Source organism: Burkholderia sp. BCC1208 (assembly GCF_902833095.1).
Lineage (GTDB): Bacteria > Pseudomonadota > Gammaproteobacteria > Burkholderiales > Burkholderiaceae > Burkholderia.
Genome location: NZ_CADFDY010000006.1, coordinates 250,966 through 271,200, shown reverse-complemented (window position 1 = coordinate 271,200; position 20,235 = coordinate 250,966). Strand labels below are relative to the sequence as shown.

General features: G+C 67.2%; 24 protein-coding genes. 12 read left to right on the top strand and 12 right to left on the bottom strand.

What is annotated here, in order from left to right; genetic code table 11:
- Positions 1–21 precede the first annotated feature (21 nt).
- Entirely contained in the window at positions 22–186 is a 165-nt protein-coding gene (locus tag HWX09_RS16310; protein WP_227789485.1) for a hypothetical protein, read from the top strand.
- 76 nt (positions 187–262) lie between these two features.
- Here the strand turns inward: HWX09_RS16310 and HWX09_RS16305 are convergent, their stop codons facing one another.
- The 11 genes from HWX09_RS16305 to HWX09_RS16255 all read right to left on the bottom strand — a co-directional run bounded on the left by HWX09_RS16305 (position 263) and on the right by HWX09_RS16255 (position 10,477).
- Positions 263–775, bottom strand: a complete 513-nt coding sequence (locus tag HWX09_RS16305) for an ureidoglycolate lyase (protein ID WP_027784720.1) — start codon at positions 773–775, stop codon at positions 263–265.
- Positions 772–1,785 (bottom strand): allantoicase, encoded by a 1,014-nt coding sequence (gene alc / locus HWX09_RS16300; protein WP_027784721.1) that lies wholly within the window; start codon positions 1,783–1,785, stop codon positions 772–774. The genes HWX09_RS16305 and alc overlap by 4 nt, the downstream gene beginning before the upstream one ends.
- Positions 1,786–1,847: 62 nt before the next feature.
- A complete protein-coding gene (gene uraD / locus HWX09_RS16295) occupies positions 1,848–2,369 on the bottom strand; it encodes a 2-oxo-4-hydroxy-4-carboxy-5-ureidoimidazoline decarboxylase (RefSeq protein ID WP_027784722.1) in 522 nt (173 codons plus the stop codon).
- The gene (gene puuE, locus HWX09_RS16290) at positions 2,366–3,319 is read right to left on the bottom strand and encodes an allantoinase PuuE (protein WP_027784723.1); all 954 of its coding nucleotides are present in this window, start codon (positions 3,317–3,319) and stop codon (positions 2,366–2,368) included. The genes uraD and puuE overlap by 4 nt, the downstream gene beginning before the upstream one ends.
- Before the next feature lie 147 nt (positions 3,320–3,466).
- Positions 3,467–4,258 carry an aspartate/glutamate racemase family protein gene (locus HWX09_RS16285; RefSeq protein WP_027784724.1) on the bottom strand — a complete coding sequence of 264 codons (792 nt, stop codon included), beginning with the start codon at positions 4,256–4,258 and terminating at the stop codon, positions 3,467–3,469.
- Between the two features lie 10 nt (positions 4,259–4,268).
- The gene (locus HWX09_RS16280; protein WP_027784725.1) at positions 4,269–5,753 is read right to left on the bottom strand and encodes an NCS1 family nucleobase:cation symporter-1; all 1,485 of its coding nucleotides are present in this window, start codon (positions 5,751–5,753) and stop codon (positions 4,269–4,271) included.
- A gap of 149 nt (positions 5,754–5,902) precedes the next feature.
- Complete coding sequence (locus HWX09_RS16275; protein WP_027784726.1) at positions 5,903–6,607, bottom strand: GntR family transcriptional regulator; 705 nt, start codon at positions 6,605–6,607, stop codon at positions 5,903–5,905.
- 320 nt (positions 6,608–6,927) lie between these two features.
- On the bottom strand, positions 6,928–7,866 hold the full coding sequence (gene ldcA, locus HWX09_RS16270) for a muramoyltetrapeptide carboxypeptidase (RefSeq protein ID WP_027784727.1): 939 nt from the start codon (positions 7,864–7,866) through the stop codon (positions 6,928–6,930).
- Positions 7,867–7,966: 100 nt separating this feature from the next.
- Complete coding sequence (gene tadA, locus HWX09_RS16265; RefSeq protein WP_027784728.1) at positions 7,967–8,563, bottom strand: tRNA adenosine(34) deaminase TadA; 597 nt, start codon at positions 8,561–8,563, stop codon at positions 7,967–7,969.
- A complete protein-coding gene (locus tag HWX09_RS16260; protein WP_027784729.1) occupies positions 8,560–8,961 on the bottom strand; it encodes a DnaJ family domain-containing protein in 402 nt (133 codons plus the stop codon). Before HWX09_RS16260 ends, tadA begins: the two co-directional genes overlap by 4 nt.
- A gap of 280 nt (positions 8,962–9,241) precedes the next feature.
- Positions 9,242–10,477, bottom strand: coding sequence for an MFS transporter (locus HWX09_RS16255; protein ID WP_152777301.1), 1,236 nt, complete (start codon positions 10,475–10,477; stop codon positions 9,242–9,244).
- A gap of 303 nt (positions 10,478–10,780) precedes the next feature.
- Here HWX09_RS16255 and HWX09_RS16250 point away from each other — a divergent pair, with 303 nt between their 5' ends.
- The 11 genes from HWX09_RS16250 (at position 10,781) to HWX09_RS16195 (ending at position 19,426) form a co-directional block, all read left to right on the top strand.
- Positions 10,781–11,551 (top strand): GntR family transcriptional regulator, encoded by a 771-nt coding sequence (locus HWX09_RS16250; RefSeq protein ID WP_027784731.1) that lies wholly within the window; start codon positions 10,781–10,783, stop codon positions 11,549–11,551.
- Complete coding sequence (locus tag HWX09_RS16245) at positions 11,548–13,287, top strand: fumarate reductase/succinate dehydrogenase flavoprotein subunit (protein WP_027784732.1); 1,740 nt, start codon at positions 11,548–11,550, stop codon at positions 13,285–13,287. The genes HWX09_RS16250 and HWX09_RS16245 overlap by 4 nt, the downstream gene beginning before the upstream one ends.
- An 11-nt stretch (positions 13,288–13,298) precedes the next feature.
- On the top strand, positions 13,299–13,544 hold the full coding sequence (locus HWX09_RS16240; protein WP_027784733.1) for a ferredoxin family protein: 246 nt from the start codon (positions 13,299–13,301) through the stop codon (positions 13,542–13,544).
- 48 nt (positions 13,545–13,592) lie between these two features.
- Complete coding sequence (locus tag HWX09_RS16235) at positions 13,593–15,017, top strand: ABC transporter substrate-binding protein (protein WP_027784734.1); 1,425 nt, start codon at positions 13,593–13,595, stop codon at positions 15,015–15,017.
- Between the two features lie 45 nt (positions 15,018–15,062).
- Positions 15,063–15,938 (top strand): ABC transporter permease, encoded by an 876-nt coding sequence (locus HWX09_RS16230; protein ID WP_027784735.1) that lies wholly within the window; start codon positions 15,063–15,065, stop codon positions 15,936–15,938.
- Positions 15,935–16,723, top strand: a complete 789-nt coding sequence (locus tag HWX09_RS16225) for an ABC transporter ATP-binding protein (protein ID WP_027784736.1) — start codon at positions 15,935–15,937, stop codon at positions 16,721–16,723. Before HWX09_RS16230 ends, HWX09_RS16225 begins: the two co-directional genes overlap by 4 nt.
- A gap of 39 nt (positions 16,724–16,762) precedes the next feature.
- Positions 16,763–17,758, top strand: coding sequence for a HEAT repeat domain-containing protein (locus HWX09_RS16220; protein ID WP_027784737.1), 996 nt, complete (start codon positions 16,763–16,765; stop codon positions 17,756–17,758).
- Positions 17,755–18,033 (top strand): gamma-butyrobetaine hydroxylase-like domain-containing protein, encoded by a 279-nt coding sequence (locus HWX09_RS16215; protein ID WP_027784738.1) that lies wholly within the window; start codon positions 17,755–17,757, stop codon positions 18,031–18,033. The genes HWX09_RS16220 and HWX09_RS16215 overlap by 4 nt, the downstream gene beginning before the upstream one ends.
- A gap of 104 nt (positions 18,034–18,137) precedes the next feature.
- Positions 18,138–18,362 carry an NAD(P)-binding domain-containing protein gene (locus tag HWX09_RS33630; protein ID WP_227789486.1) on the top strand — a complete coding sequence of 75 codons (225 nt, stop codon included), beginning with the start codon at positions 18,138–18,140 and terminating at the stop codon, positions 18,360–18,362.
- A gap of 49 nt (positions 18,363–18,411) precedes the next feature.
- Positions 18,412–18,885, top strand: a complete 474-nt coding sequence (locus HWX09_RS16200; protein ID WP_089500434.1) for an NUDIX hydrolase — start codon at positions 18,412–18,414, stop codon at positions 18,883–18,885.
- 91 nt (positions 18,886–18,976) lie between these two features.
- The gene (locus HWX09_RS16195) at positions 18,977–19,426 is read left to right on the top strand and encodes an acetyltransferase (protein ID WP_027784741.1); all 450 of its coding nucleotides are present in this window, start codon (positions 18,977–18,979) and stop codon (positions 19,424–19,426) included.
- Positions 19,427–19,508: 82 nt separating this feature from the next.
- On the opposite strand, the gene HWX09_RS16190 is transcribed toward HWX09_RS16195, so the two are convergent.
- Positions 19,509–20,132 (bottom strand): 2'-5' RNA ligase family protein, encoded by a 624-nt coding sequence (locus HWX09_RS16190; RefSeq protein ID WP_051421400.1) that lies wholly within the window; start codon positions 20,130–20,132, stop codon positions 19,509–19,511.
- Positions 20,133–20,235: the final 103 nt, after the last annotated feature.

Sequence of the window (20,235 nt, the reverse complement as noted above, 5' to 3'; positions counted from 1 at the left end):
GCCGGCAGCCGGGCAATCGCCTTGATCTCGAACTGGAAGCCGCACAGCCAGGTCACGCCGACGGCAGCGAAGCTGCGCGTGTGCGTCGACTGGGTCGCCGAGTTGATGGCGCGGCATGCGCCGGTCGCGAACCGGCGGCGCGGCAGCCGTGGTTCGCGCGATACCGGCAAGACCGCGTCGACCTGATTCGCGAGCCGGCCAGCGCACATAAAAAAACCCGCGCGGATTGCGCGGGTTTCGACGGACGGACGGACGGCCCGACTCAGGCCGTCAGCGCATGCAGCGCGTCGTCGGTCAGCCACAGCGATTCCTGCAGATCCTGCTCGTTCAGGTTCAGCCCGTCGCCGCCACGATCGACGACGATGAAGTCGCTGACGCCGCCGAGCGCGATCAGCGGGTGATGCCACACGCCTTTCGCATAGTTGACGCCCTGCCAGCCGCTCGTCACGAACGCGCGGATCTTCGCCGGATCGAGATCGCCCGCGGGCGCGACGACGACGAGATACGGCTGGTCGTTCAGCGGCACGAACGCCTGGCTGCCGAGCGGATGCCGCTCCAGCATCTTCACCTCGAACGGCAGCGTACGCGGCTGGCCGCGGAACAGGTTGACGAGCGTGCGACCGCCTTCATCGGTCACGTCGACTTTCGCGAGATCGTGAAAGCGGATCGTCGTGCCGAGGTTGATCGGAATCTGCTTCGCCCCTTCCGTTTCGATCACGTCGCCGAACGGCGCAAACGCTTCCTTGGTCAGCGGTTCGATGGCAAGCGTCTTCATTTGTCGAGCGTCCCCCACAGACGCAGGCGCGACACGCCGCCGTCAGGAATGATGTTCAGTCGCACGTGCGTGACGGGGCCGAGCGACGCGATGTCGTGTTCGAAGTAGTGCTGCTTGTCCATCTGCAGCTTCTGTTCGCCGAGCAGCACCGGCCAGAACATCGACTGCGTGATCAACGAGCTGTCGGTGCCGCCCGACACGTAGGCGGCCTGGATCGAGCAGCGATCCGGGTAGTTGCCCTTGAAGAACGCGGTATCGACTTCGATCTTGCGGATCACGCCCGGCTGTGCGAGCGCGATGATCGCCCAGTCGTTGCCCGGCTCGCGGCGGCGGCGGGTTTCCCAGCCGTCGCCCATGTTCACGCCGCGGCCCGGCAGCAGCAGGTTCGACGCGACGCCGAAGTGCTGGTTGTTCGCCGCCACCACGTAACCGCCGTTTTCCATCGCCGCGAGGTCGAACTGCTCGGTCGCGCTCGCGCCTGCCCAGTCGAGCTGCGGCTGGCCGTACACGCGCAGGCGCGCGATGCCGCCATCCGGGTAGATGTTCACGCGCAGGTGCGTAAACGCCCGCGCGTCGCTCGCTTCGACGTAGTGATGACTGTTGCCTTGCAGCGTGGTCGACGCGACGATCTCGACCCACTCGGTCGCCTGCGTCGGCGCGCCGTCGGCCACGAACGCGGCCTCGATCGACGCGGCCGGCGGGAAGTTGCCGGTGAAGTGGCTCGTGTCGATGTCGAAGCCCTTGATCACGCCGGGGCGCGCGAGCTTGACGATGCACCAGTCGTAGCCGGTCGTGCGCTTGCGGCGCGTCTCCCAGCCGTCCATCCACTTGCCGTGGTCGTCGTACTTGCCGGGGATGAAGACGGCCGGCTCGGGGTTCAGCATCCGGTCCTTCGGCGCGAAGAAATCGTCGCTGGCCTCGAGCGCCTGCGCACCGAGACGCGGGTCGGCAAGATTCACGTAGCGCCGCGTGAAATCGGGTGCGTTCGGATCGAGAAGCGGAACAGCCATGATGTTTCCTTGTTTCAGTGAGGCGATCGGGCCGCTGCGACGCAGCAGGCCGTATTGCGGTGTCAGGCGTCGATCAGGTCGTCGAGGCGAAAGCGCGCGATCCGGTAGATCTGGTCGAGGCTCGCGCGCAGCTCCTCGGCGCGCGAATGATTCACGCGCGACTCGAAGTTCGCGATGATGCCGTGGCGGTCATAGCCGCGCACCGCGAGGATGAACGGGAAGCCGAACTTCTCGCGATACGTGCGGTTCAGCGTCAGCAGCTTGTCGAATTCTTCCTGCGTGCACTGGTCGAGGCCCGCGCCGCTTTGCTCGCGGGTCGACTCGGCCGTCAGTTCGCCGCGCACGGCGGCCTTGCCGGCCAGCTCCGGGTGGGCGTTGATCAGGGCGAGCTGGCGCGCTTCGCCGCCGGTTTCCACCGCATCCGACATCGTCTTGTGCAGCGCGTCGATGCTCGCGAACGGCCGCTCGCCCGCGGCGACTTCGGCCACCCACGGCGAATGTTCGAAAATCCCCGACAGCGCCGCGACAAATGCGCTCGGCGCCATCGTGTTCAGTTGTTCCAACGTATAGCGCATCGCCTTCATGCTTTCCCTTCGTTTCGATGATTGGGCTGATACGGATGATGTTCACGCCAGTGACGCGCGATATCGACACGGCGCGTCACCCATACGCGATCGTGCTTCTCGATGTGATCGAGGAACCGCTGCAGCCCGCGGAACCGGCCCGGCCGGCCGAGCAGCCGGCAGTGCATGCCGATCGACAGCATCTTCGGCGCCTCGTCGCCCTCCGCGTACAGCACGTCGAATGCGTCGCGCAGGTAGTCGAAGAAGTGATCGCCGGTGTTGAAGCCCTGCGGCGTCGCGAAACGCATGTCGTTCGTGTCCAGCGTGTACGGCACGATCAGTTGCGGCGACGTGCGGCCGCCCGACACCTCCACGTCCATCCAGAACGGCAGGTCGTCGCCGTAGTTGTCGGAGTCGTACAGGAAGCCGCCGTATTCGGCGACCAGGCGGTGCGTGTTGGGGCTGTCGCGGCCGGTATACCAGCCGAGCGGACGCTCGCCCGTCACGCGCTCGATCGCTTCCATCCCGAGGCGCATGTGCTCGGCTTCGAGTTCCGGCGTCATGCTCTGGTAGTGAATCCAGCGCCAGCCGTGGCACGCGATTTCGTGGCCGAGCTCGACGAATGCACGGGCAAGCTCCGGATGGCGCTCGATCGCCATGCCGACGCCGAATACCGTCAGCGGCATCCCGCGCTTCTCGAATTCGCGCAGGATGCGCCACACGCCGGCGCGCGACCCGTATTCGTAAATCGACTCCATGCTCATGTGGCGGTCCGGATACGCGGCCGCGCCGACGATTTCGGACAGGAACTGCTCGGAGCCCGGATCGCCGTGCAGCACGCAGTTCTCGCCGCCCTCCTCGTAATTCAGCACGAATTGCACGGCGACGCGGGCGCGCCCCGGCCAGTTCGCCTGAACGGGATGGCGGCCGTAGCCGATCAGGTCGCGAGGATAGTTGGGATCGAGTGACATGGTTCGAAATGCAACGAAAGCGGGCTGAAACAACGGGTTCGCACCGACCGCGCGGTGCCGGAGGCTGGCCGCGCAAGCCGATGCGATGACGGCCCAGTGTAGCGAAAAGGTTCATACGCGCCCATACAGCGGCGCAGATAGTGCGTGTCAGACGGTGTGTATGTGCGGTTGCGGCAAATCGGGGGCCGAATCCGCCGCATCCCCGTCCGGCGGGCTGAAGCGGGCGAACGCGCCGTCGTAGCGCTTCGGCAGCGGCCGCGCGTAGTCGCCGCGCTTCGCGGTCGCGAGGCGCAGCGCGACGAGCGCCTCGGCCCACTTGACGGCCGCCGTGACGCCCTCGACCACCGGCGCGCCGATCTGCTGCTCGATCTCGTGCGCGAATTCGGCCATCCCCGCGCAGCCGAGCACGATCGCGTCGGCGCCGTCCTCGTCGAGCGCGCGCCGGCATTCGTCGACGATGATCCGGCGCGCGGCCGAACCGGGCCGGTCGAGTTCGAGCACCGCGACGTCGGTCGCACGCACGTTGCGGCAGAACCGCTTCATCCCGTACCGCTCCGCGAGGTGCCATGCCATCCCGCAAGTGCGCGCGAGCGTCGTGACGACCGAGAAGCCCGGCGCGAGCACGCTCGCCGCATGCATCGCGGCCTCGGCGATGCCGATCACCGGCCCGCGCGCGAGCTCGCGCGCCGCATACAGGCCCGGATCGCCGAAACATGCGATCACGTACGCGTCGCAGCCGTCGCGCTCGCCCAGTGCGATCTCGGCGAGCAGCCCCGGCGTCGCGAGCGCCTCGTCGTAATACCCTTCGATCGACGGCGGCCCCATCGGCGGGCTCACGGCCACGATCTCCGTGCCGGCCGCCGCGACCTCGCGCGCGCACCGGCCCATCGCGTCGGTCATCCGCTGCGTCGTATTCGGATTGATCAGTCGGATCTTCATTGCACGCTCCTTACGCCTTCGCGCTCACGAGCAGCCGGTAGAACACGAAGCCGAGCCCCGCGCCGATGAACCACGAGAAATTCGCGACGCCCTGCCAGCCCGGCACCATCACGCAGACGACCGCGATCACCGCGGCCGGCAACAGCGCGGCGAGCGCGCGGCGGTTCACGCCGCCCGTGTACCAGTAGGTGCCGCTTTCCGACATCGTGTACAGGTCGTCGCGCACGAGGCGGCCGCGCTTGACGAGGTAGAAGTCCGCGATCAGCACGCCGTACAGCGGACCGATGAACGCGCCGAGCACATCGAGCGTGTAATGGATCACGGCCGGATTGTTGAACAGGTTCCACGGCGTGATGAAGATCGACGCGACGGCCGCGAGCATCCCGCCCGCGCGCCAACTGATCAGGCGCGGCGCGACGTTCGAGAAATCGAACGCGGGCGACACGAAGTTCGCGACGATGTTGATGCCGATCGTCGCGATCGTGAACGTCAGTGCGCCGAGGATCACCGCGGTCGGATGGTCGATGCGGCCGACCGTCTCGACCGGGTCGGTGATCAGTTCGCCGAACACCGGCAGCGTCGCGGCGGTGGTAATCACCGTGACGAGCGAGAACGCGAGGAAGTTGACGGGCAGCCCCCAGAAATTGCCGCGCTTCACCTCGCCGAACGAGCGGCAGTAGCGCGAGAAATCGCCGAAGTTGAGCATCGGCCCGGAGAAGTACGACACGACGAGCGACACGGCGGTGATCATCACAGGGATCACTTCCGCGCCGTGATACTTGACGCCGCCGAGGTTGATGCCGATGTTGCGCCAGCCCGCGCGCCACACCATGTAGCCCGCCAGGATGAACATCACGACATAGACGGCCGGGCCCGCGAAGTCGATGAACTTCTTGATCGTCTCCATCCCGTTCCAGAACACGAACGCCTGGAGCACCCACAGCAGCATGAAGCCGGCCCAGCCGACCGCCGACAGCCCGAGGAAGCCGTAGCGATGGACGTCCGCATACGGCAGCCATTGCGGGAAGAATTTCAGCACGACGATCACGAGCGCGCTCGACGCGAGATAAGTCTGGATGCCGTACCAGGCGATCGCGATCAGCCCGCGGATCACGGCCGGCACGTTCGCGCCGAGCACGCCGAAGGTCGCGCGGCACGCGACCGGATACGGCACGCCGATCTGCTGGCTCGGTCGCGCGATCAGGTTGCACAGCCCGTTCACGAGGCCGATGCCGACGATCAGCGCGATCAGCACCTGCCAGCTCGTCAGCCCGAGTGCGAACAGGCTGCCCGCGAACACGTAGCCGCCGACGCTGTGCACGTCCGACATCCAGAACGCGAAGATGTTGTACGCACCCCATGTCTGATTTTTAAGGGGTGCCAAATCTTCGTTGTACAGACGTTCGCTGTAACCATCCGGCAGTGCCGGGTCGCCGCCCTCGCCGCCTTCTTCCGCCGGATAGGCGCTGTCGTGCGCCACACTGAACTGAGCCATGACTTCTCCTTGACGCGGCCGGGTGGCCGCTCCACCGTCATCGATATCGCTCCGGATCGTCGCCCGGAGTCGGACCAGCGGCCCGCGGCAAACACCGCAGGCCTGCATTGCTCTCGTCGTGTGGCGCGCGGCCGGGTTCGCGTCGCCGTTCAGGCGCCGCCGAACACTTCGCGCAAATCGACCTGCCCTTGCGCGGGCCGGTCCAGCATCTTCAGTTCGACATGCTGCAGGTGGCGCGCCATCAGCGTCACCGCCCGCTTCGGATCGCCCGCCTCCAGTGCGGCGAGGATCTCGTCGTGGTCGTCGCACGAGCACGGGCTGCGCCCGTGCGATTCGTACAGCGCCGACATCAGCGTCGAACGTGCGACGAGCCCTTCGAGGCACTCGCTGAGCGTCGCATTGCCCATCAGCGTCGCGAGCGCCGTATGGAATTCGCCCGACAGCCGGATCCACGCCGCGAAATCGTGCCGCTCGAACGCCTTGCGCTCCTTGTCGATCAGCGCCGCGACGCCCTTCAGCCGCCTGGCGCCGGGGCCGGTCGCGAGCCGCTCGACCACGGCAAGCTCGATGATCCGGCGCATCTCGAACACTTCATGCACGTCCTGCAGCGTCGGGCTCGCGACGAACGCGCCGCGGTTCGGCTCGAGGTCGACCAGCTTGTCGGTCGCGAGCTGCGCGAGCGCCTGGCGGATCGTCCCGCGCTTCACGCCGAACACGTCGCAGAGCTGCGCCTCCGTCAGCTTCGCGCCGGGCGCGAGCCGATGCTCGAGGATCGCGGTACGGATGCGCTCGGCGATCGCTTCGGGACCGGCTGCACCGGACGGATGGGAATCGGGCTCGTTCATGATCTGCATCGTGTGATGATCCTCATCCTAGGACGGACATAAAGATTGTCAACAATTCTTTTGCAGGATTTCGCACAATTGGCGCGCGGCGGCATGTCTCCATTCGGTGCGCCGCGCACAGAATTCATGCGCAGCAAGCCGAACAGGCAATATGGAGGCGCTTCTCGTCGTATACCCGTCCGGTCATTTTGTTGACAAAAATGGTGCACAACCGGATGAAGATCGGGCAGACGTCGATGAAAAATATGGACCGTTAGTTGCGCATTTACATAAAGAAAAAGGCGGGAAACGATGAACCGACCCCGCCCTTTCGATCGATCGTCCCGCCCTCAGCTGAGGTGCGGATAGTCCGACAGCGTGAGCCGGAACCCGTGCGCATTCGCGACCAGTTGCGCCTGGGCGCCGAACGGCAGCGTCAGCAGGTCGGGCACATGGCCGAACTGGAGCCCCGTGACGACCGGAATCCCGACCACCGCGCGCACTTGATCGATCATCGCCTGCATGTCGTAGCCGTTGTCGTACTCGAACGGCCGCGCTCCGGTGAACTGGCCGAGCACGAGCGCCTGCTGGCGTGCGAGCAGCCCCGACAGATGCAATTGATAGATCATCCGTTCGATCCGGAACGGCTGCTCGTTGACGTCTTCGATGAACAGGATGCCGCCCTCGATGTCGGGCATGTACGGCGTGCCGATCAGCGACGTGAGGATCGCCAGGTTGCCGCCCCACAGCGTGCCCGTCACGTTCACCGTCTGCACCTGCGGTGCGTCGGCGACGATCGTCGTGCTCGGCTGCGTCAGCGTCTGCCAGAAATGTTGCATCGTGAAGTCGCTCGGCGTTTCCGCGCCGAAATCCGCCGACAGCATCGGGCCGCCGAACGTCTTGATGCGCGCCTTCGCGTACAGCGCCAGCTGGATCGCCGTGAAGTCGCTGTGACCGACGAGCGCGACCGGCTGATCGCGCAACCGGCGTTCGAGCCCGCGATAGTCGAGCCCGTGCAGGATGCGCGCGGCGCCGTAGCCGCCGCGCACCGCGAGCGCGATGTCCGGCAGCGGCCGCTCGGGATCGGCGAGGCGGTTCAGATCGCCCGCCCGCTCGCCGTCGGTGCCGCCGAAACGCTGGAAGCGCCGCTGCGTCGCCTCGATGTTCTCGATGCGCTGCTGCGCGGTGCTGAGGCGCTCGAGCGCGCGATTGATCGCCTCGGGGTCGTGCGGATAGCCGGACGGCGCCAGCAGACGGATGGTGTAGGACGCGGCGGGCTGGAAGGACATGGCGAAAGGTGTCGGGGTCGTCAAACCTGCTTAGAGGGTCCGAACCGTGCCCGGTTCACGAAAAACCATGCATACGCGCCATGACGGGCGCGGCGGACGCCTATGACGCGCCGGATTCGGCGTCGCGGGCGAGCCGCGCTTCGCGCAGCGCGCGACGGCGCTCGGCGAAAAACGACTTCAGCGCGGCGCCGCACTCGTCGGCGAGCACGCCGCCGGTCACTTCGGTGTGGTGGTTGAGCTGCGGATTCGCGAATGCGTCGATCACGCTGCCGCACGCGCCCGTCTTCGGATCGGCGGCGCCATAGACGACCCGCGCAATGCGCGCATGCATGATCGCGCCTGCGCACATCAGGCACGGCTCGAGCGTCACGTACAACTCGCAGCCGGGCATCCGGTAATTCTGCAGTTGCCGGGCGGCCATGCGCAGCGCGGCCATTTCGGCATGCGCGGACGGGTCGTGCCCGCCGATCGGATGGTTGAAGCCGCGTGCGATCACTTCGTCGCCGCGCACGAGCACCGCGCCGACCGGCACTTCGCCGGCCGCGCGCGCCTCTTCGGCGGCGGCTTGGGCAAGACGCATGAAATGCAGGTCGCGCGCCGATACGGGCGCGGTTTCGTGAACGGGAGAATCGGCGGCGGGGTCAGCGGCCGCGGCGGCTGCCGAGCAGGCTGCGTCGTGCAGCGCGTCCGACGTCACATCGTCCCCGCTTCGGCGGGCGCGTCGTCGAGCCCGCGCTCGCACAGGCGTTCCGCGATGCGCCGACAGTAGTCGCGCGGCATCACCATCGGGCCGCCGCGCAGCGATTCGAGCGCCATGTCGAGCGCGAGGATCTTCGCCTGCAGCCGGCAGCGCGCGGCACGGTCGCTGACTGCCTGCACTTCGTCGTGCAGGTTGCGCAGCGCGCGCAGTTGCTCGACGGCCGGCGGCACGAAGCCCGCGTTCTTCAGGATACGGTTGGCCACCCGCACCTCCTCGGGCACGAGCAGGTCGTCATCCAGCGCCTGCGGCGCGCCGGTACCCGGCAAATCGTCGAACTCGCCCCGCGCGGCGGCGGCGGCAATACGTTGTTCGACCAGGGCGTCAAGCAATCTCATCAGTCAATGGGAACAATGCGGCAGGCCGAATTCTAGCAGGGTGACGCCGGTATGACAGGCTCTTCGAATATATGCTCGATATTGCATTTTTAGGGGCCGAATCGCAGCGCATGCGCGCCGATCGCCACCACTTGCCGCTCTGCTGCGCCGCAGCAGGCTGAGCGCCGTCCGGACGCTTTCAGACGGAGGCAATATCCGCACCCATTTTTTATCCACGACGTTCCCACTGGCCGCTGCCGACTCGACGAAAACGCCAGCCGCCCCCGCCTGCGCTGCCCGATTACGCTGCCGCCGTTTCCGGCCGCGCTTTCGCGAACGGGCGGAACATCGTCGCGATCAGGAACGCGCCGATCCCGATCGCGAACGATCCGAGGTACAGCCAGCCGTAGCTGCCGAGCGTGTCGACGATCAGGCCGCCCGCGACCGGGCCCGTGGCCATCCCGAGGCTGCCGGCCATCGCGCAGCCGCCGATCACGGTGCCCATCATCCGCAGCGGGAAATTCTCGCGCGCGAGCACCGAATACAGCGGCATCACGCCCGCATAGATGAAGCCGAACAGCGTCGCGACCGCGTAGAAGCCGTCGAGCGTGCGCACGAAGTAATAGCCGAGCGCGCCGAGCGCCTGCGCGAGCAGCCCCGCCACCAGCATGCGCTTCGCGCCGAGGCGGTCGCCGAGGATCCCGAACGCGATCCGGCCGCCCATGCCCGCGAGCCCTTCGACGCTGTAGATCGACACTGCGGCGATCAGCGGAATCCCGCAGGTCACCGCGTAGCTGACCGTATGAAAGATCGGGCCCGAATGCGTCGCGCAGCAGAAGAAATTGGTCAGCAGCAGCACCCTGAACTGCGGCGAGCGCAGCGCATCGGCGACCGACATCGCGGCGGGCGTGCCGGCGGACGCAGGCGTGGGCACAGTGCGCGCGGGTGCCGCGTCGAGCGCCGGCGCCCGACGCACCAGCAGCGACACCGGAATCATCACGACGGCCGCCAGCGCGGCGATCAGCAGCATCGACGTGCGCCAGTCGCGCACCGACACGAGCCATGCGGCCAGCGGCGCCATCGTCATCGGCGCCATCCCCATGCCTGCCGACACGAGCGATACCGCGAGGCTGCGGTGCGTGTCGAACCAGCCGGTCACGCACGCCATCATCGGCGCGAATATCGCGGCCGTCGCGCTGCCCACGGCCAGGCCGAAGGTCAGCTGAAACACGAGCAGCGACGGCGCGCGGCTCGCCAGCGCCAGGCTCGCCGACAGCAGCACGGCGCCCGCGATGACGACCGGCCGCGTGCCGACGCGGTCCGACAGGCTGCCCCATGCCATGCTCGCAAACGCCATCGCGATGAAGCCGAGCGTCATCGCGCCGGAAATGCCGGTCATCGACCAGCCCGTATCGCGCGCGATGGACCGCAGGAACACCGGTAACGAAAACATCGCGCCGATCGCGACGCAGCCCATCAGGCCGCCCGCGGCGACGATCACCCAGCGGTATCGGGAATCCGGTATGTGGCGTGTCATGTGGCATCTCCTCGTTCGTTGCGCCATTCGCGGCAATCGGGCGCCAGCCGCATGGCGCGGCGTGCTGCCCGCTCGATATCGATACGACGGGCGACGCAGCGGGAAATCGACATGTGCGGCGCATGGGCCGTGGAATTTTTATTGTCGGCGATTCAGCGCGACTCGCAAGGGTCGAATCATCCGGGCGCCCGCCAGCTGCCGCGCCGCTTTTCCGAAACGGGAAATTCGAAAGCAGAAATGGTTGGTTGGGGCACGCACTGGCGCTGGCTACACTCGCCCCATCTTGTCATAACAAGTTGACCGATGACTTCACCCAACGTCGTGCCGCTGTCCGGGGCCCCGCTCTACGTGCAGATCAAGGACACGCTACGCGCGCGCATTCTCGACGGCACCTATGCACCGCACAGCCGGATGCCGTCCGAGCACGAACTCTGCGCGATGTTCGACGTCAGCCGCATCACGGTGCGCCAGGCGCTCGGCGACCTGCAGAAGGAAGGCCTGCTGTTCAAGCTGCACGGCAAGGGCACGTTCGTGTCGAAGCCGAAGGCCTTCCAGAACGTGACGTCGCTGCAGGGGTTCGCCGAGGCGATGTCGTCGATGGGCTACGAGATCGTCAACCAGTTGCGCAGCCTGCGCACCGTGAAGGCCGATCGCCATCTCGCGACGAAGCTGAACGTGCCCGAAGGCGCGCCGCTCGTCGAGATCCACCGCGTGCGGCTGCTGAACCGCGAACCCGTGTCGCTCGAACAGACCTGGGTGCCCGAAGCGCTCGGCAAGCGCCTCGCCGGCGCCGATCTCGCGACCCGCGACATCTTCCTGATCCTGGAGAACGACTGCGGCATTCCGCTCGGCCATGCCGACGTGTCGATCGACGCGATCCTCGCCGACGACGAAATCGTCGACGCGTTGCACGTCGAGGAAAGCAGCCCCGTCCTGCGTATCGAGCGTCTCACGCACGACGCATCGGGTGCGCCGATCGACTACGAATACCTCTACTTCCGCGGCGACGCCTTCCAGTACCGGCTGCGCGTCGATCGGCAGAAGGCGCGCAAACCTGCAAGGAACCCGCGATGAATACCCATGTGCACGAATACGACGTCGTCGTGGTCGGCGGCGGCACGGCCGGCCCGATGGCGGCCATCAAGGCGAAGGAGCGCGATCCGTCCCTGCGCGTGCTGCTGCTCGAGAAGGCCAACGTGAAACGCAGCGGCGCGATCTCGATGGGGATGGACGGCCTGAACAACGCGGTGATTCCCGGTCATGCGACGCCCGAGCAGTACACGCGCGAGATCACGATCGCCAACGACGGGATCGTCGACCAGGAAGCCGTGTACACGTACGCGACGCACAGCTTCGCGACGATCGAGCAGCTCGACCGCTGGGGCGTGAAGTTCGAGAAGGACGGCACCGGCGACTACGCGGTGAAGAAAGTCCATCACATGGGCTCGTACGTGCTGCCGATGCCGGAGGGCCACGACATCAAGAAGGTGCTGTACCGGCAACTCAAGCGCGCACGCATCGCGATCACGAACCGGATCGTCGCGACGCGCGTGCTGACCGATGCGCAGGGCCGCGCGAGCGGCGTGCTCGGCTTCGATTGCCGCACCGCCGAATTCCACGTGATCCGCGCGAAGGCCGTGATCCTCTGCTGCGGCGCGGCCGGCCGCCTCGGTCTGCCGGCATCGGGCTACCTGATGGGCACGTACGAGAACCCGACCAACGCGGGCGACGGCTACGCGATGGCCTATCACGCGGGCGCGGCGCTCGCGAACCTCGAATGCTTCCAGATCAATCCGTTGATCAAGGATTACAACGGCCCGGCGTGCGCGTACGTGACGGGCCCGCTCGGCGGCTTCACCGCGAACGGCAAGGGCGAGCGCTTCATCGAATGCGACTACTGGAGCGGCCAGATGATGTGGGAGTTCTACCAGGAACTGCAGAGCGGCAACGGCCCCGTGTTCCTGAAGCTCGATCATCTCGCGGAAGAAACGATCCGGACCATCGAGCAGATCCTGCATACGAACGAACGGCCGAGCCGCGGCCGTTTCCATGCGGGGCGCGGCACCGACTACCGCAGCCAGATGGTCGAGATGCACATCTCGGAGATCGGCTTCTGCAGCGGCCACAGCGCATCGGGCGTGTACGTGAACGCGCGCGCGGAGACGACCGTGCCGGGGCTGTACGCAGCCGGCGACATGGCGGCCGTTCCGCACAACTACATGCTCGGCGCCTTCACGTACGGCTGGTTCGCCGGGCAAAACGCGGCCGACTACGTGGCCGGCCGCGAACACGCGCCGGTGGACGATCAGCAGGTCGATGCCGAGCGCTCGCGCGTGCTCGCGCCGTTGCTGCGCGAGCGCGGCCTGGCGCCGGCGCAGGTCGAGTACAAGCTGCGCCGCATGGTGAACGACTACCTGCAACCGCCGAAGGTGACGCGCAAGATGGAAATCGGGCTTCAACGTTTTGACGGAATTACTGAGGATATCGAAGAAATCAAGGCGGACAATCCACATGAACTGATGCGTGCGGCCGAAGTACGCGCGATCCGCGATTGCGCGGAAATGGCCGCACGCGCGTCGCTGTTCCGCACCGAGAGCCGCTGGGGGCTGTACCACCATCGCGTCGATTTTCCGCACCGCAACGACGCCGAATGGTTCTGCCACACGTGGCTGCGCAAGGATGCCGCGGGCGCGATGCGCAGCGAGAAGCGGCCGGTCGAACCGTACGTCGTGCCGCTTGCCGACGACGAACGCGGCGCCTATGCGCAGTTGCGCATCCGCGAACCGGCCGCGCTCGCGGCCGCCCTTTGAGGAACCTTGCCATGCCCCATACCCCGCACGACATCTTCCAGCGCGGCAGCGCGCCCGTGACGATCGACGAGGCGCTGTGCATCGCCGACAAGGGCTGCACCGTCTGCGTCGACGTGTGCCCGCTCGACCTGCTCGCGATCGACGTCACCAAGGGCAAGGCGTACATGCAGTTCGACGAATGCTGGTACTGCATGCCGTGCGAACGCGACTGCCCGACCGGCGCGGTCAAGGTCGACATCCCTTACCTGCTGCGCTGACACGGCGCGCCACCCGCGCACTGCCCCCCACTACCGGACTCACGACACATGAAGAGAACGCTACGGATGTTCCGCCTGCTCGCCGCGTCGATCGCGGTCGCGGCCACCGGTTTCGCGCATGCGGAGACGATCCGCATCGCGATCGGCACGCAGGACACGACGATCAATTGCGCGACCGGCGGCCTGCTGATCCGCGAACTGCATCTGCTCGACAAGTACCTGCCGCGCACCGGCAAGTACCAGGACGTGAAGTACGACGTGCAGTGGAAGGATTTCACGTCCGGCGCGCCGCTGACCAACGAGATGGTCGCCGGCAAGCTCGACTTCGGCGCGATGGCCGATTTCCCCGGCGCGCTGAACGGCGCGGCGTTCCGCAAGGCCGGCCGCCGCAGCGTGTTCATCACCGTGCTCGACGGCAGCATCGACGGCAGCGGCAACGGGATCGTCGTGCCGTCGAATTCGACGGTGCGCGGGCTGGCCGACCTGAAGGGCAAGACGATCTCGGTGCCGTTCGCATCGACCGCGCACGGCATGCTGCTGCGCGCGATCAAGGCCCAGGGCTGGAACCCCGATACCGACGTGAACATCGTCACGCAGGCGCCCGAAGTGGCCGGCAGCGCGCTGAAGGCGAACAAGATTGACGCACATGCGGACTTCGTGCCGTTCGCCGATCTGTTCCCGTACCGCGGCATCGCGCGCAAGATCTACGACGGCGCGCAGACCCACGCGCCGACCTTCCACGGCGCGCTCGTCGACGCGGATTACGCGCGGCGCTATCCGGAAATCGTGGTGGCCTATCTGCGCGCCGCGATCGAAGCGAACCGCTTGCTCGCGCAGAACCCGGAAAAGTACAGCCTGCTGATCGAGAAGGTCACCGGCATCGAGGCGCCAGTCGACTACCTGTATCACGGGCCGCTCGGCATCCAGACCCGCGACCTGACGTGGAAGCCCGAATACCGGCAAGCGGTCGCGACGGCCATCGACACGCTGAAGCTGCTGAAGAAGACCGACACCGCGCCCGACCCCGCGACGTTCGTCGACGATCGCTATATCCGTGCGGCATTCAAGGCGTCCGGGCTCGACTACGACGCGGCGCTCAAGCACTCCGGCAAGCAGCCGCTCGTCGCGAACGACGCGTCGACCGGCAAGCCGATCCACGACTTCAACGATGTCGCACAGGTCTGGCTCGCCGGCGACGACGCCGTGCGCCACTATGCCAGCCCCGCCGCCGCGTTTGCGGCGCTCGGCAAGCTCGGCCCGTCCGCGAAGGTGCGCGCCGTGTTCGTGCATGACCACGGAAGCGGCCTGAAGCTGTTCGCCGACCAGGCGTGGTACGTGAAGGACGCGCACGGCGTGCTCACCGCGTTCCTGCTGAAGTCGGGCGCCGACGCGTACGCGCAGCAGGTATCGGGCGCGGTGGTCGACTATGCGGCCGCGAAGACCGTCACCGCGCAGGCGCTCGCCGCGCGCTGAGCGTCGCACGCCCCCTCTTTCCCTTCGTCGACACCGGACTTCCGCATGGCTGCCACCCTCGACCTCGTCAAACGCCGCGTCACCGACGCACCGCGCAGCGGTGATGCCCGCTCGCCGCATTTCGCCGCGCGCCGCCGCCCGACACCGATGCGCCGCCGCGCATGGCGTATCGCATCGCTCGCCGCCTGCATCGCGCTGTGGCAAGCGGCCGTCCACTGGCGGCTGTCGCTCGGCATCGTCACGTTCGCGAACGTACCCGCGCCGGCCGACGTCGGCCCCGCGCTGGCATCGTTCCTGCAATCGCCGAAGCTGCCGATGCACTTGTTCGCGAGCATCACGCGCGTGCTGGCCGGCTTCGTCGCGGCGGCCGTCGCCGGCATCGGCCTCGGGCTCGCGATCGGCCGCTATCGCGCGCTCGAGGACACGCTGCTGCCGCCGCTCGAGATGCTGCGGCCGATTCCGGCCGTCGCGTGGATTCCGCTCGCGATCCTGATGTTTCCGTCGTCGGAGCTGAGCATGATGTTCATCACGTTCGTCGGCGCGCTGTTCCCGATCCTGCTCAATACCGTGCATGGCGCCGAAGCCGTCGACCCCCGGCTCGTCGCGACCGCGCGCAGCCTCGGCACGCGCGGCCTCGCGCTCTATGCGGAAGTGATCCTGCCCGGCGCCGCGCCGTCGATCTTCACGGGCCTGTCGATCGGGATGGGCACCGCGTGGTTCTGCCTCGTCACGGCCGAGATGATCGCCGGTCAGTACGGCATCGGCTATTTCACGTGGGAATCCTATACGTTGCAGAACTACCCGGACATCGTGGTCGGCATGGCGCTGATCGGCCTGCTCGGGATGGGCAGCAGCCTGCTCGTCAAGCGCATCGGCGCGGCGCTCACGCCGTGGTACGCACCGCGCGGAGGCCGGCCATGAGCGCAGCGGACACGACCTCGGCCGCACCCGGCCGCGTCGGCGTGCGCGCGCTGACGATCGAACTCGGCCCGCCGCATGCGCGCTTCGCGGCGCTCGATGCGCTCGACGTCGACATCGCGCCCGGCGAATTCGTCTGCGTGCTCGGGCCGTCCGGCTGCGGAAAATCGACGCTGCTCGGCGCGCTCGCCGGCCACCTCGCGGCCACGCACGGCGAGATCGTCGTCGATGGCGAACCGGTCGACCGCCCGCATCCCGATCGCGGGCTCGTGTTCCAGCAGCACACGCTGTTTCCGTGGAAGCGCGTGATCGACAACGTCGCGTTCGGCCTGAAGATGAAAGGCGTGAGCGCACACGAACGCCGCCGCGAAGCGGCCGAACTGCTCGAACTCGTCGGGCTCGGCGGCTTCGGCGCGCACTACCCCGCGCAGCTTTCCGGCGGCATGCAGCAGCGCGTCGAGATCGCCCGCGTGCTGATCAACCGGCCACGCGTGCTGCTGATGGACGAGCCGTTCGGCGCGCTCGACGCGCAGACGCGCCGGATGATGCAGACGCTGCTGCTCGACATCTGGTCGCGCATCGGCACGACCGTGCTGTTCGTCACGCACGACATCGAGGAAGCGCTGTTTCTCGGCGACCGCATCCTGATGCTGTCGCCGCGGCCCGCGCGCATCGTCGCCGACATCCGCGTGCCGCTCGCGCGCCCCCGCACCGACGACAGCACGACCGAGCCCTCGTTCGTCGACATCAAGCGCCGCTGTCTCGCGCTGTTGCGCAACGCCGCGTGAGCGTGCGTGCCTGCCCCTTCACCGCACCGATTTTTTTCCATGACCGCTTCTTCCTCCGCTTTCCCGCTGCCCGGCGTGCCGGCCGCCGAACATGCCGCGCTCGTCGCGCGCTTCGCCGCGGCCGATGCATCGGTGCGTCGCATCGCGCTGCTCGAACTCGCCGATCTCGAGGCGCCCGAACTCGTGCCGTCGTTCGTCGCGGCGCTGCGCGACGATCCGTCGGCCGACGTGCGCAGCGAGGCCGCGCGCGTGCTCGACGCATGGGAGCAGCCCGATGTCGTCGACGCGCTGTGCCACGCGCTGCTCGATCCGGACGACGGCGTGCGCGCGACGGCCGCGCAGAGCCTGTCCGAACTGAAGAACGCGGCATCGGGCGCCGTGCTTTGCCGCTGGGCCGACCGGCCCGAGCCGTTCGTGCGCGGTGCCGTACTGCGCGGCTTGCGCGAATTGCGCGACCCCGACGCATTCGCGCCCGCGCTGCGCGCGCTCGACGCGAGCGCCGCTGCCGTACGCGCCGAGGCAGTCGTCGTGCTCGGCTGGCTCAAGGACGGCCGCGCGCTGCCGCCGCTCGCCCGCGTCGCGACCACCGACGCCGATGCCGACGTGCGGCGCGCCGCGGTCGGCGCGATCGGATTTGCCGCGGCCGGCGATACCGCCGTCGTCACCGCGTTGCTCGCGGCGCTGCGCGACGTCGAATGGCAGGTGCGCGAAGAAGCGGCTGCCACACTCGGCAAGCTGCGCGCCGCCGTTGCGCGCGATCCGCTCGTCGCCGCGCTCGACGACGATTACTGGCAAGTGCGCCTGCGTGCCGTACGCGCACTTGGCCAATTGCGCGACGCGGCCGCGGCATCGGCCGTCGTCGCGCTGCTCTCTCATGCGATCAGCAACCTGCGCAAGGAAGCCGCGCTCGCGCTCGGCGAATTGCGCGACCGGGCGACGCTGCCCGCGCTGCACGACGCGCTCGACGATCGCGACCCCGAAGTCCGCAAGGCCGTGCGGATCGCGATCGGACAGATCGACGAGGCGTCGCGATGATCGCGCCGACCGAAATCGCACTCGATCACCGGGCACGCGCACTGACGCTTCATTGGCCCGACGGCGCCACGCAACGCATCGGCTATGCACGGTTGCGCAGCGATTGCCCGTGCGCGGAATGCCGAAAAGTCCGGTTCGACGGCGGCCACATCGACGCGCGGCCGGGCCTGACGCTCGACGGCGTGGAAGCGCTCGGCTACGGCGTACGCTTCCTGTTCGGCGACGGCCATGCACGCGGTATTTATCCGTGGCCTTACCTGGCGGGCCTCGCGTAGTGGCGATGACGCGGCGTTCGCGGTCGCGGGACAGATGGCAGGCATGCGAAAACGCTGCGATACTGACGCCCACGATCGTCGCCACCTACCGTGGGAGCAGCACCATGCAAACCGCAGTCGGATTTATCGGCCTCGGCGTGATGGGCACGCCGATGGCGCTCAATCTCGCACGGGCCGGCATGCCGCTCGTCGCGCGGAGCATCGGCATCGCGTCGCCGCCGCTCGACATCCGCCACGCGTTTTACGGCGAAACCAAGCAGGCCGGACATGGCGCGGCCGACATGGTCGTGATCCGTGCGATCGAACGACGTTCTGGAAACGCCCGGTGAGCCGCGTGCACACCCGCGCGTTCGTTCGAACCAACGGATACGCATGACCATGTCCGCAACCGGCCACGCTGCTTCCTTGCGCCCCGTTCCCGCCGTGATCGGCATCGTGCTGCGCGAACGCGACGTGCTGCTCGTGCGCCGCGCGAATCCGCCCGATGCGGGCTGCTGGGGCTTCCCCGGCGGTAAGATCGAGCCGGGCGAGCCGCTCGCGGATGCGGTCGTGCGCGAGATCGCGGAAGAGACGACGGTCGACGTGGAAGCGCTCGACATCTTCACCGCGCTGGATGCCTTCGATTACGATGCGCACGGCGCAGTGCGCCAGCATTTCATCATGGTCGCGGTGCTGTGCAGATGGCTGCGCGGCACGCCTGCCGCCGGCGACGATGCACTCGACGCACGCTGGTTCGGCATCGACGAACTCGACCGCGACGATTTGCCGATGAGCGCGGGCGTGCGCGACGTCACGCTGAGGGCAATCGAGCGAGCGGCGGTGCTGGGCAACGCGCGTCCGCCATTCGCCTGACACTTCGCTGTCGCTTGTGCATCAGCGCGATGCATTCGTTCCGTCACGGAGCAAGCTACCTGCCGAGCGCAGAATCACAACGTATCAAACCATGATCAGAATTCGACAATCCACCGAGGCCGACGGCGCACGCGCGCTGAATATCTGGCGCAACGCCGTCGACGCCACGCATCACTTCCTGAGCGACGACGATCGTCGTTCAATCGAATCCGAAGTCGTCGCGTTTCCGCCGCGCGCACCGCTCGACCTGGCCGTCGACGAGAGCGATCGTCCGATCGGTTTCATGCTGCTCGACGGTAGTCACATGGAAGCGCTGTTCGTCGATCCCGCCCACCACGGCGCGGGAGTCGGGCGGCGGCTGGTCGAGGAAGCGCTCAAGCGCCATCCCGATCTGTCGACCGACGTCAACGAACAGAACGAAGCGGCGGCGGGATTTTATGAGCGGCTCGGATTCGAGCGCTGCGGGCGATCGGAGCGGGATGGACAAGGGCGCCCTTATCCGCTGATTCACCTTCGTTATCGCGGTGGCGATCGGGACTAAGCTGGCGGCCCGGCGGGCACGGGACACTGCACCGGCCCGGTCAGGATGCGCAGAAAACGACACCACACTTGCGGCATCACGATCATCCCGACGGGCCACCGGTCGTCAGCGGCCAGCGCCCCAACACGTCGTAGTGCGACTTGCCGAGCCAGCTATCGATCAGGACGAAGTCGAACGCGGTCCAGGTAATCGGCTCGACCCTGTACTCGTCTGGCCTCCCCGCGCCGTACAGCAGCGTCACGTGCGGGGTGAAACTCGACGGAAAAACGCGCACGCCCGCTCGTTTCAGCGCGTCTCGCAACCGCCGTCGAAAATCGATCAAGTCTTCCAGACCGGCCCGCCCCGTCAGCACCAGCGGCTGATGCCCGGGCCGCCCATTGAAGCTGATGATCTTGTCGAACCTCACGGAGAAAGACGGCACAGCCACGCGGTCCGCCACCGCACGTGCCCGCGCAAGGGTGGCACCCGGCACATAAGCGAAATCGCCCAGAGAACCCAGCGTGACATGCAGACGCTCGGTATCCATCGGGCTGTCCTTCTCGAGTTGCAAGCTTTTGGCCATGCCGGCAATGCGCACGGCCGCAGCCGGATCCGGCATCACGGCGAAAAAGAAGCGGTGCACGGGAACCGGCGGCGGCGTATCGAATCCGGGTAGCGTCAGTTGAGTCACGGTGGCATCTCCGACAGGCCGGGAGCGTAATTTCATTATCGTCAATCGGAAGCCGGTCCGCTCGCCGCTCGATGAATCCGCCGTTCGCGAGCACGAAAATGCTACCCTCTCGGCCAAACTCGACATCCTCTGATGAAGC

Coding starts and splice junctions, on each gene's coding strand:
- HWX09_RS16305 (WP_027784720.1), bottom strand. CDS start 775: ATGAAGACGCTTGCCATCGAACCGCTGACCAAGGAAGCGTTTGCGCCG.
- alc (WP_027784721.1), bottom strand. CDS start 1,785: ATGGCTGTTCCGCTTCTCGATCCGAACGCACCCGATTTCACGCGGCGC.
- uraD (WP_027784722.1), bottom strand. CDS start 2,369: ATGAAGGCGATGCGCTATACGTTGGAACAACTGAACACGATGGCGCCG.
- puuE (WP_027784723.1), bottom strand. CDS start 3,319: ATGTCACTCGATCCCAACTATCCTCGCGACCTGATCGGCTACGGCCGC.
- HWX09_RS16285 (WP_027784724.1), bottom strand. CDS start 4,258: ATGAAGATCCGACTGATCAATCCGAATACGACGCAGCGGATGACCGAC.
- HWX09_RS16280 (WP_027784725.1), bottom strand. CDS start 5,753: ATGGCTCAGTTCAGTGTGGCGCACGACAGCGCCTATCCGGCGGAAGAA.
- HWX09_RS16275 (WP_027784726.1), bottom strand. CDS start 6,607: ATGCAGATCATGAACGAGCCCGATTCCCATCCGTCCGGTGCAGCCGGT.
- ldcA (WP_027784727.1), bottom strand. CDS start 7,866: ATGTCCTTCCAGCCCGCCGCGTCCTACACCATCCGTCTGCTGGCGCCG.
- HWX09_RS16260 (WP_027784729.1), bottom strand. CDS start 8,961: ATGAGATTGCTTGACGCCCTGGTCGAACAACGTATTGCCGCCGCCGCC.
- HWX09_RS16255 (WP_152777301.1), bottom strand. CDS start 10,477: ATGACACGCCACATACCGGATTCCCGATACCGCTGGGTGATCGTCGCC.
- HWX09_RS16250 (WP_027784731.1), top strand. CDS start 10,781: ATGACTTCACCCAACGTCGTGCCGCTGTCCGGGGCCCCGCTCTACGTG.
- HWX09_RS16245 (WP_027784732.1), top strand. CDS start 11,548: ATGAATACCCATGTGCACGAATACGACGTCGTCGTGGTCGGCGGCGGC.
- HWX09_RS16240 (WP_027784733.1), top strand. CDS start 13,299: ATGCCCCATACCCCGCACGACATCTTCCAGCGCGGCAGCGCGCCCGTG.
- HWX09_RS16235 (WP_027784734.1), top strand. CDS start 13,593: ATGAAGAGAACGCTACGGATGTTCCGCCTGCTCGCCGCGTCGATCGCG.
- HWX09_RS16230 (WP_027784735.1), top strand. CDS start 15,063: ATGGCTGCCACCCTCGACCTCGTCAAACGCCGCGTCACCGACGCACCG.
- HWX09_RS16225 (WP_027784736.1), top strand. CDS start 15,935: ATGAGCGCAGCGGACACGACCTCGGCCGCACCCGGCCGCGTCGGCGTG.
- HWX09_RS16220 (WP_027784737.1), top strand. CDS start 16,763: ATGACCGCTTCTTCCTCCGCTTTCCCGCTGCCCGGCGTGCCGGCCGCC.
- HWX09_RS16215 (WP_027784738.1), top strand. CDS start 17,755: ATGATCGCGCCGACCGAAATCGCACTCGATCACCGGGCACGCGCACTG.
- HWX09_RS33630 (WP_227789486.1), top strand. CDS start 18,138: ATGCAAACCGCAGTCGGATTTATCGGCCTCGGCGTGATGGGCACGCCG.
- HWX09_RS16200 (WP_089500434.1), top strand. CDS start 18,412: ATGTCCGCAACCGGCCACGCTGCTTCCTTGCGCCCCGTTCCCGCCGTG.
- HWX09_RS16195 (WP_027784741.1), top strand. CDS start 18,977: ATGATCAGAATTCGACAATCCACCGAGGCCGACGGCGCACGCGCGCTG.
- HWX09_RS16190 (WP_051421400.1), bottom strand. CDS start 20,132: ATGAAATTACGCTCCCGGCCTGTCGGAGATGCCACCGTGACTCAACTG.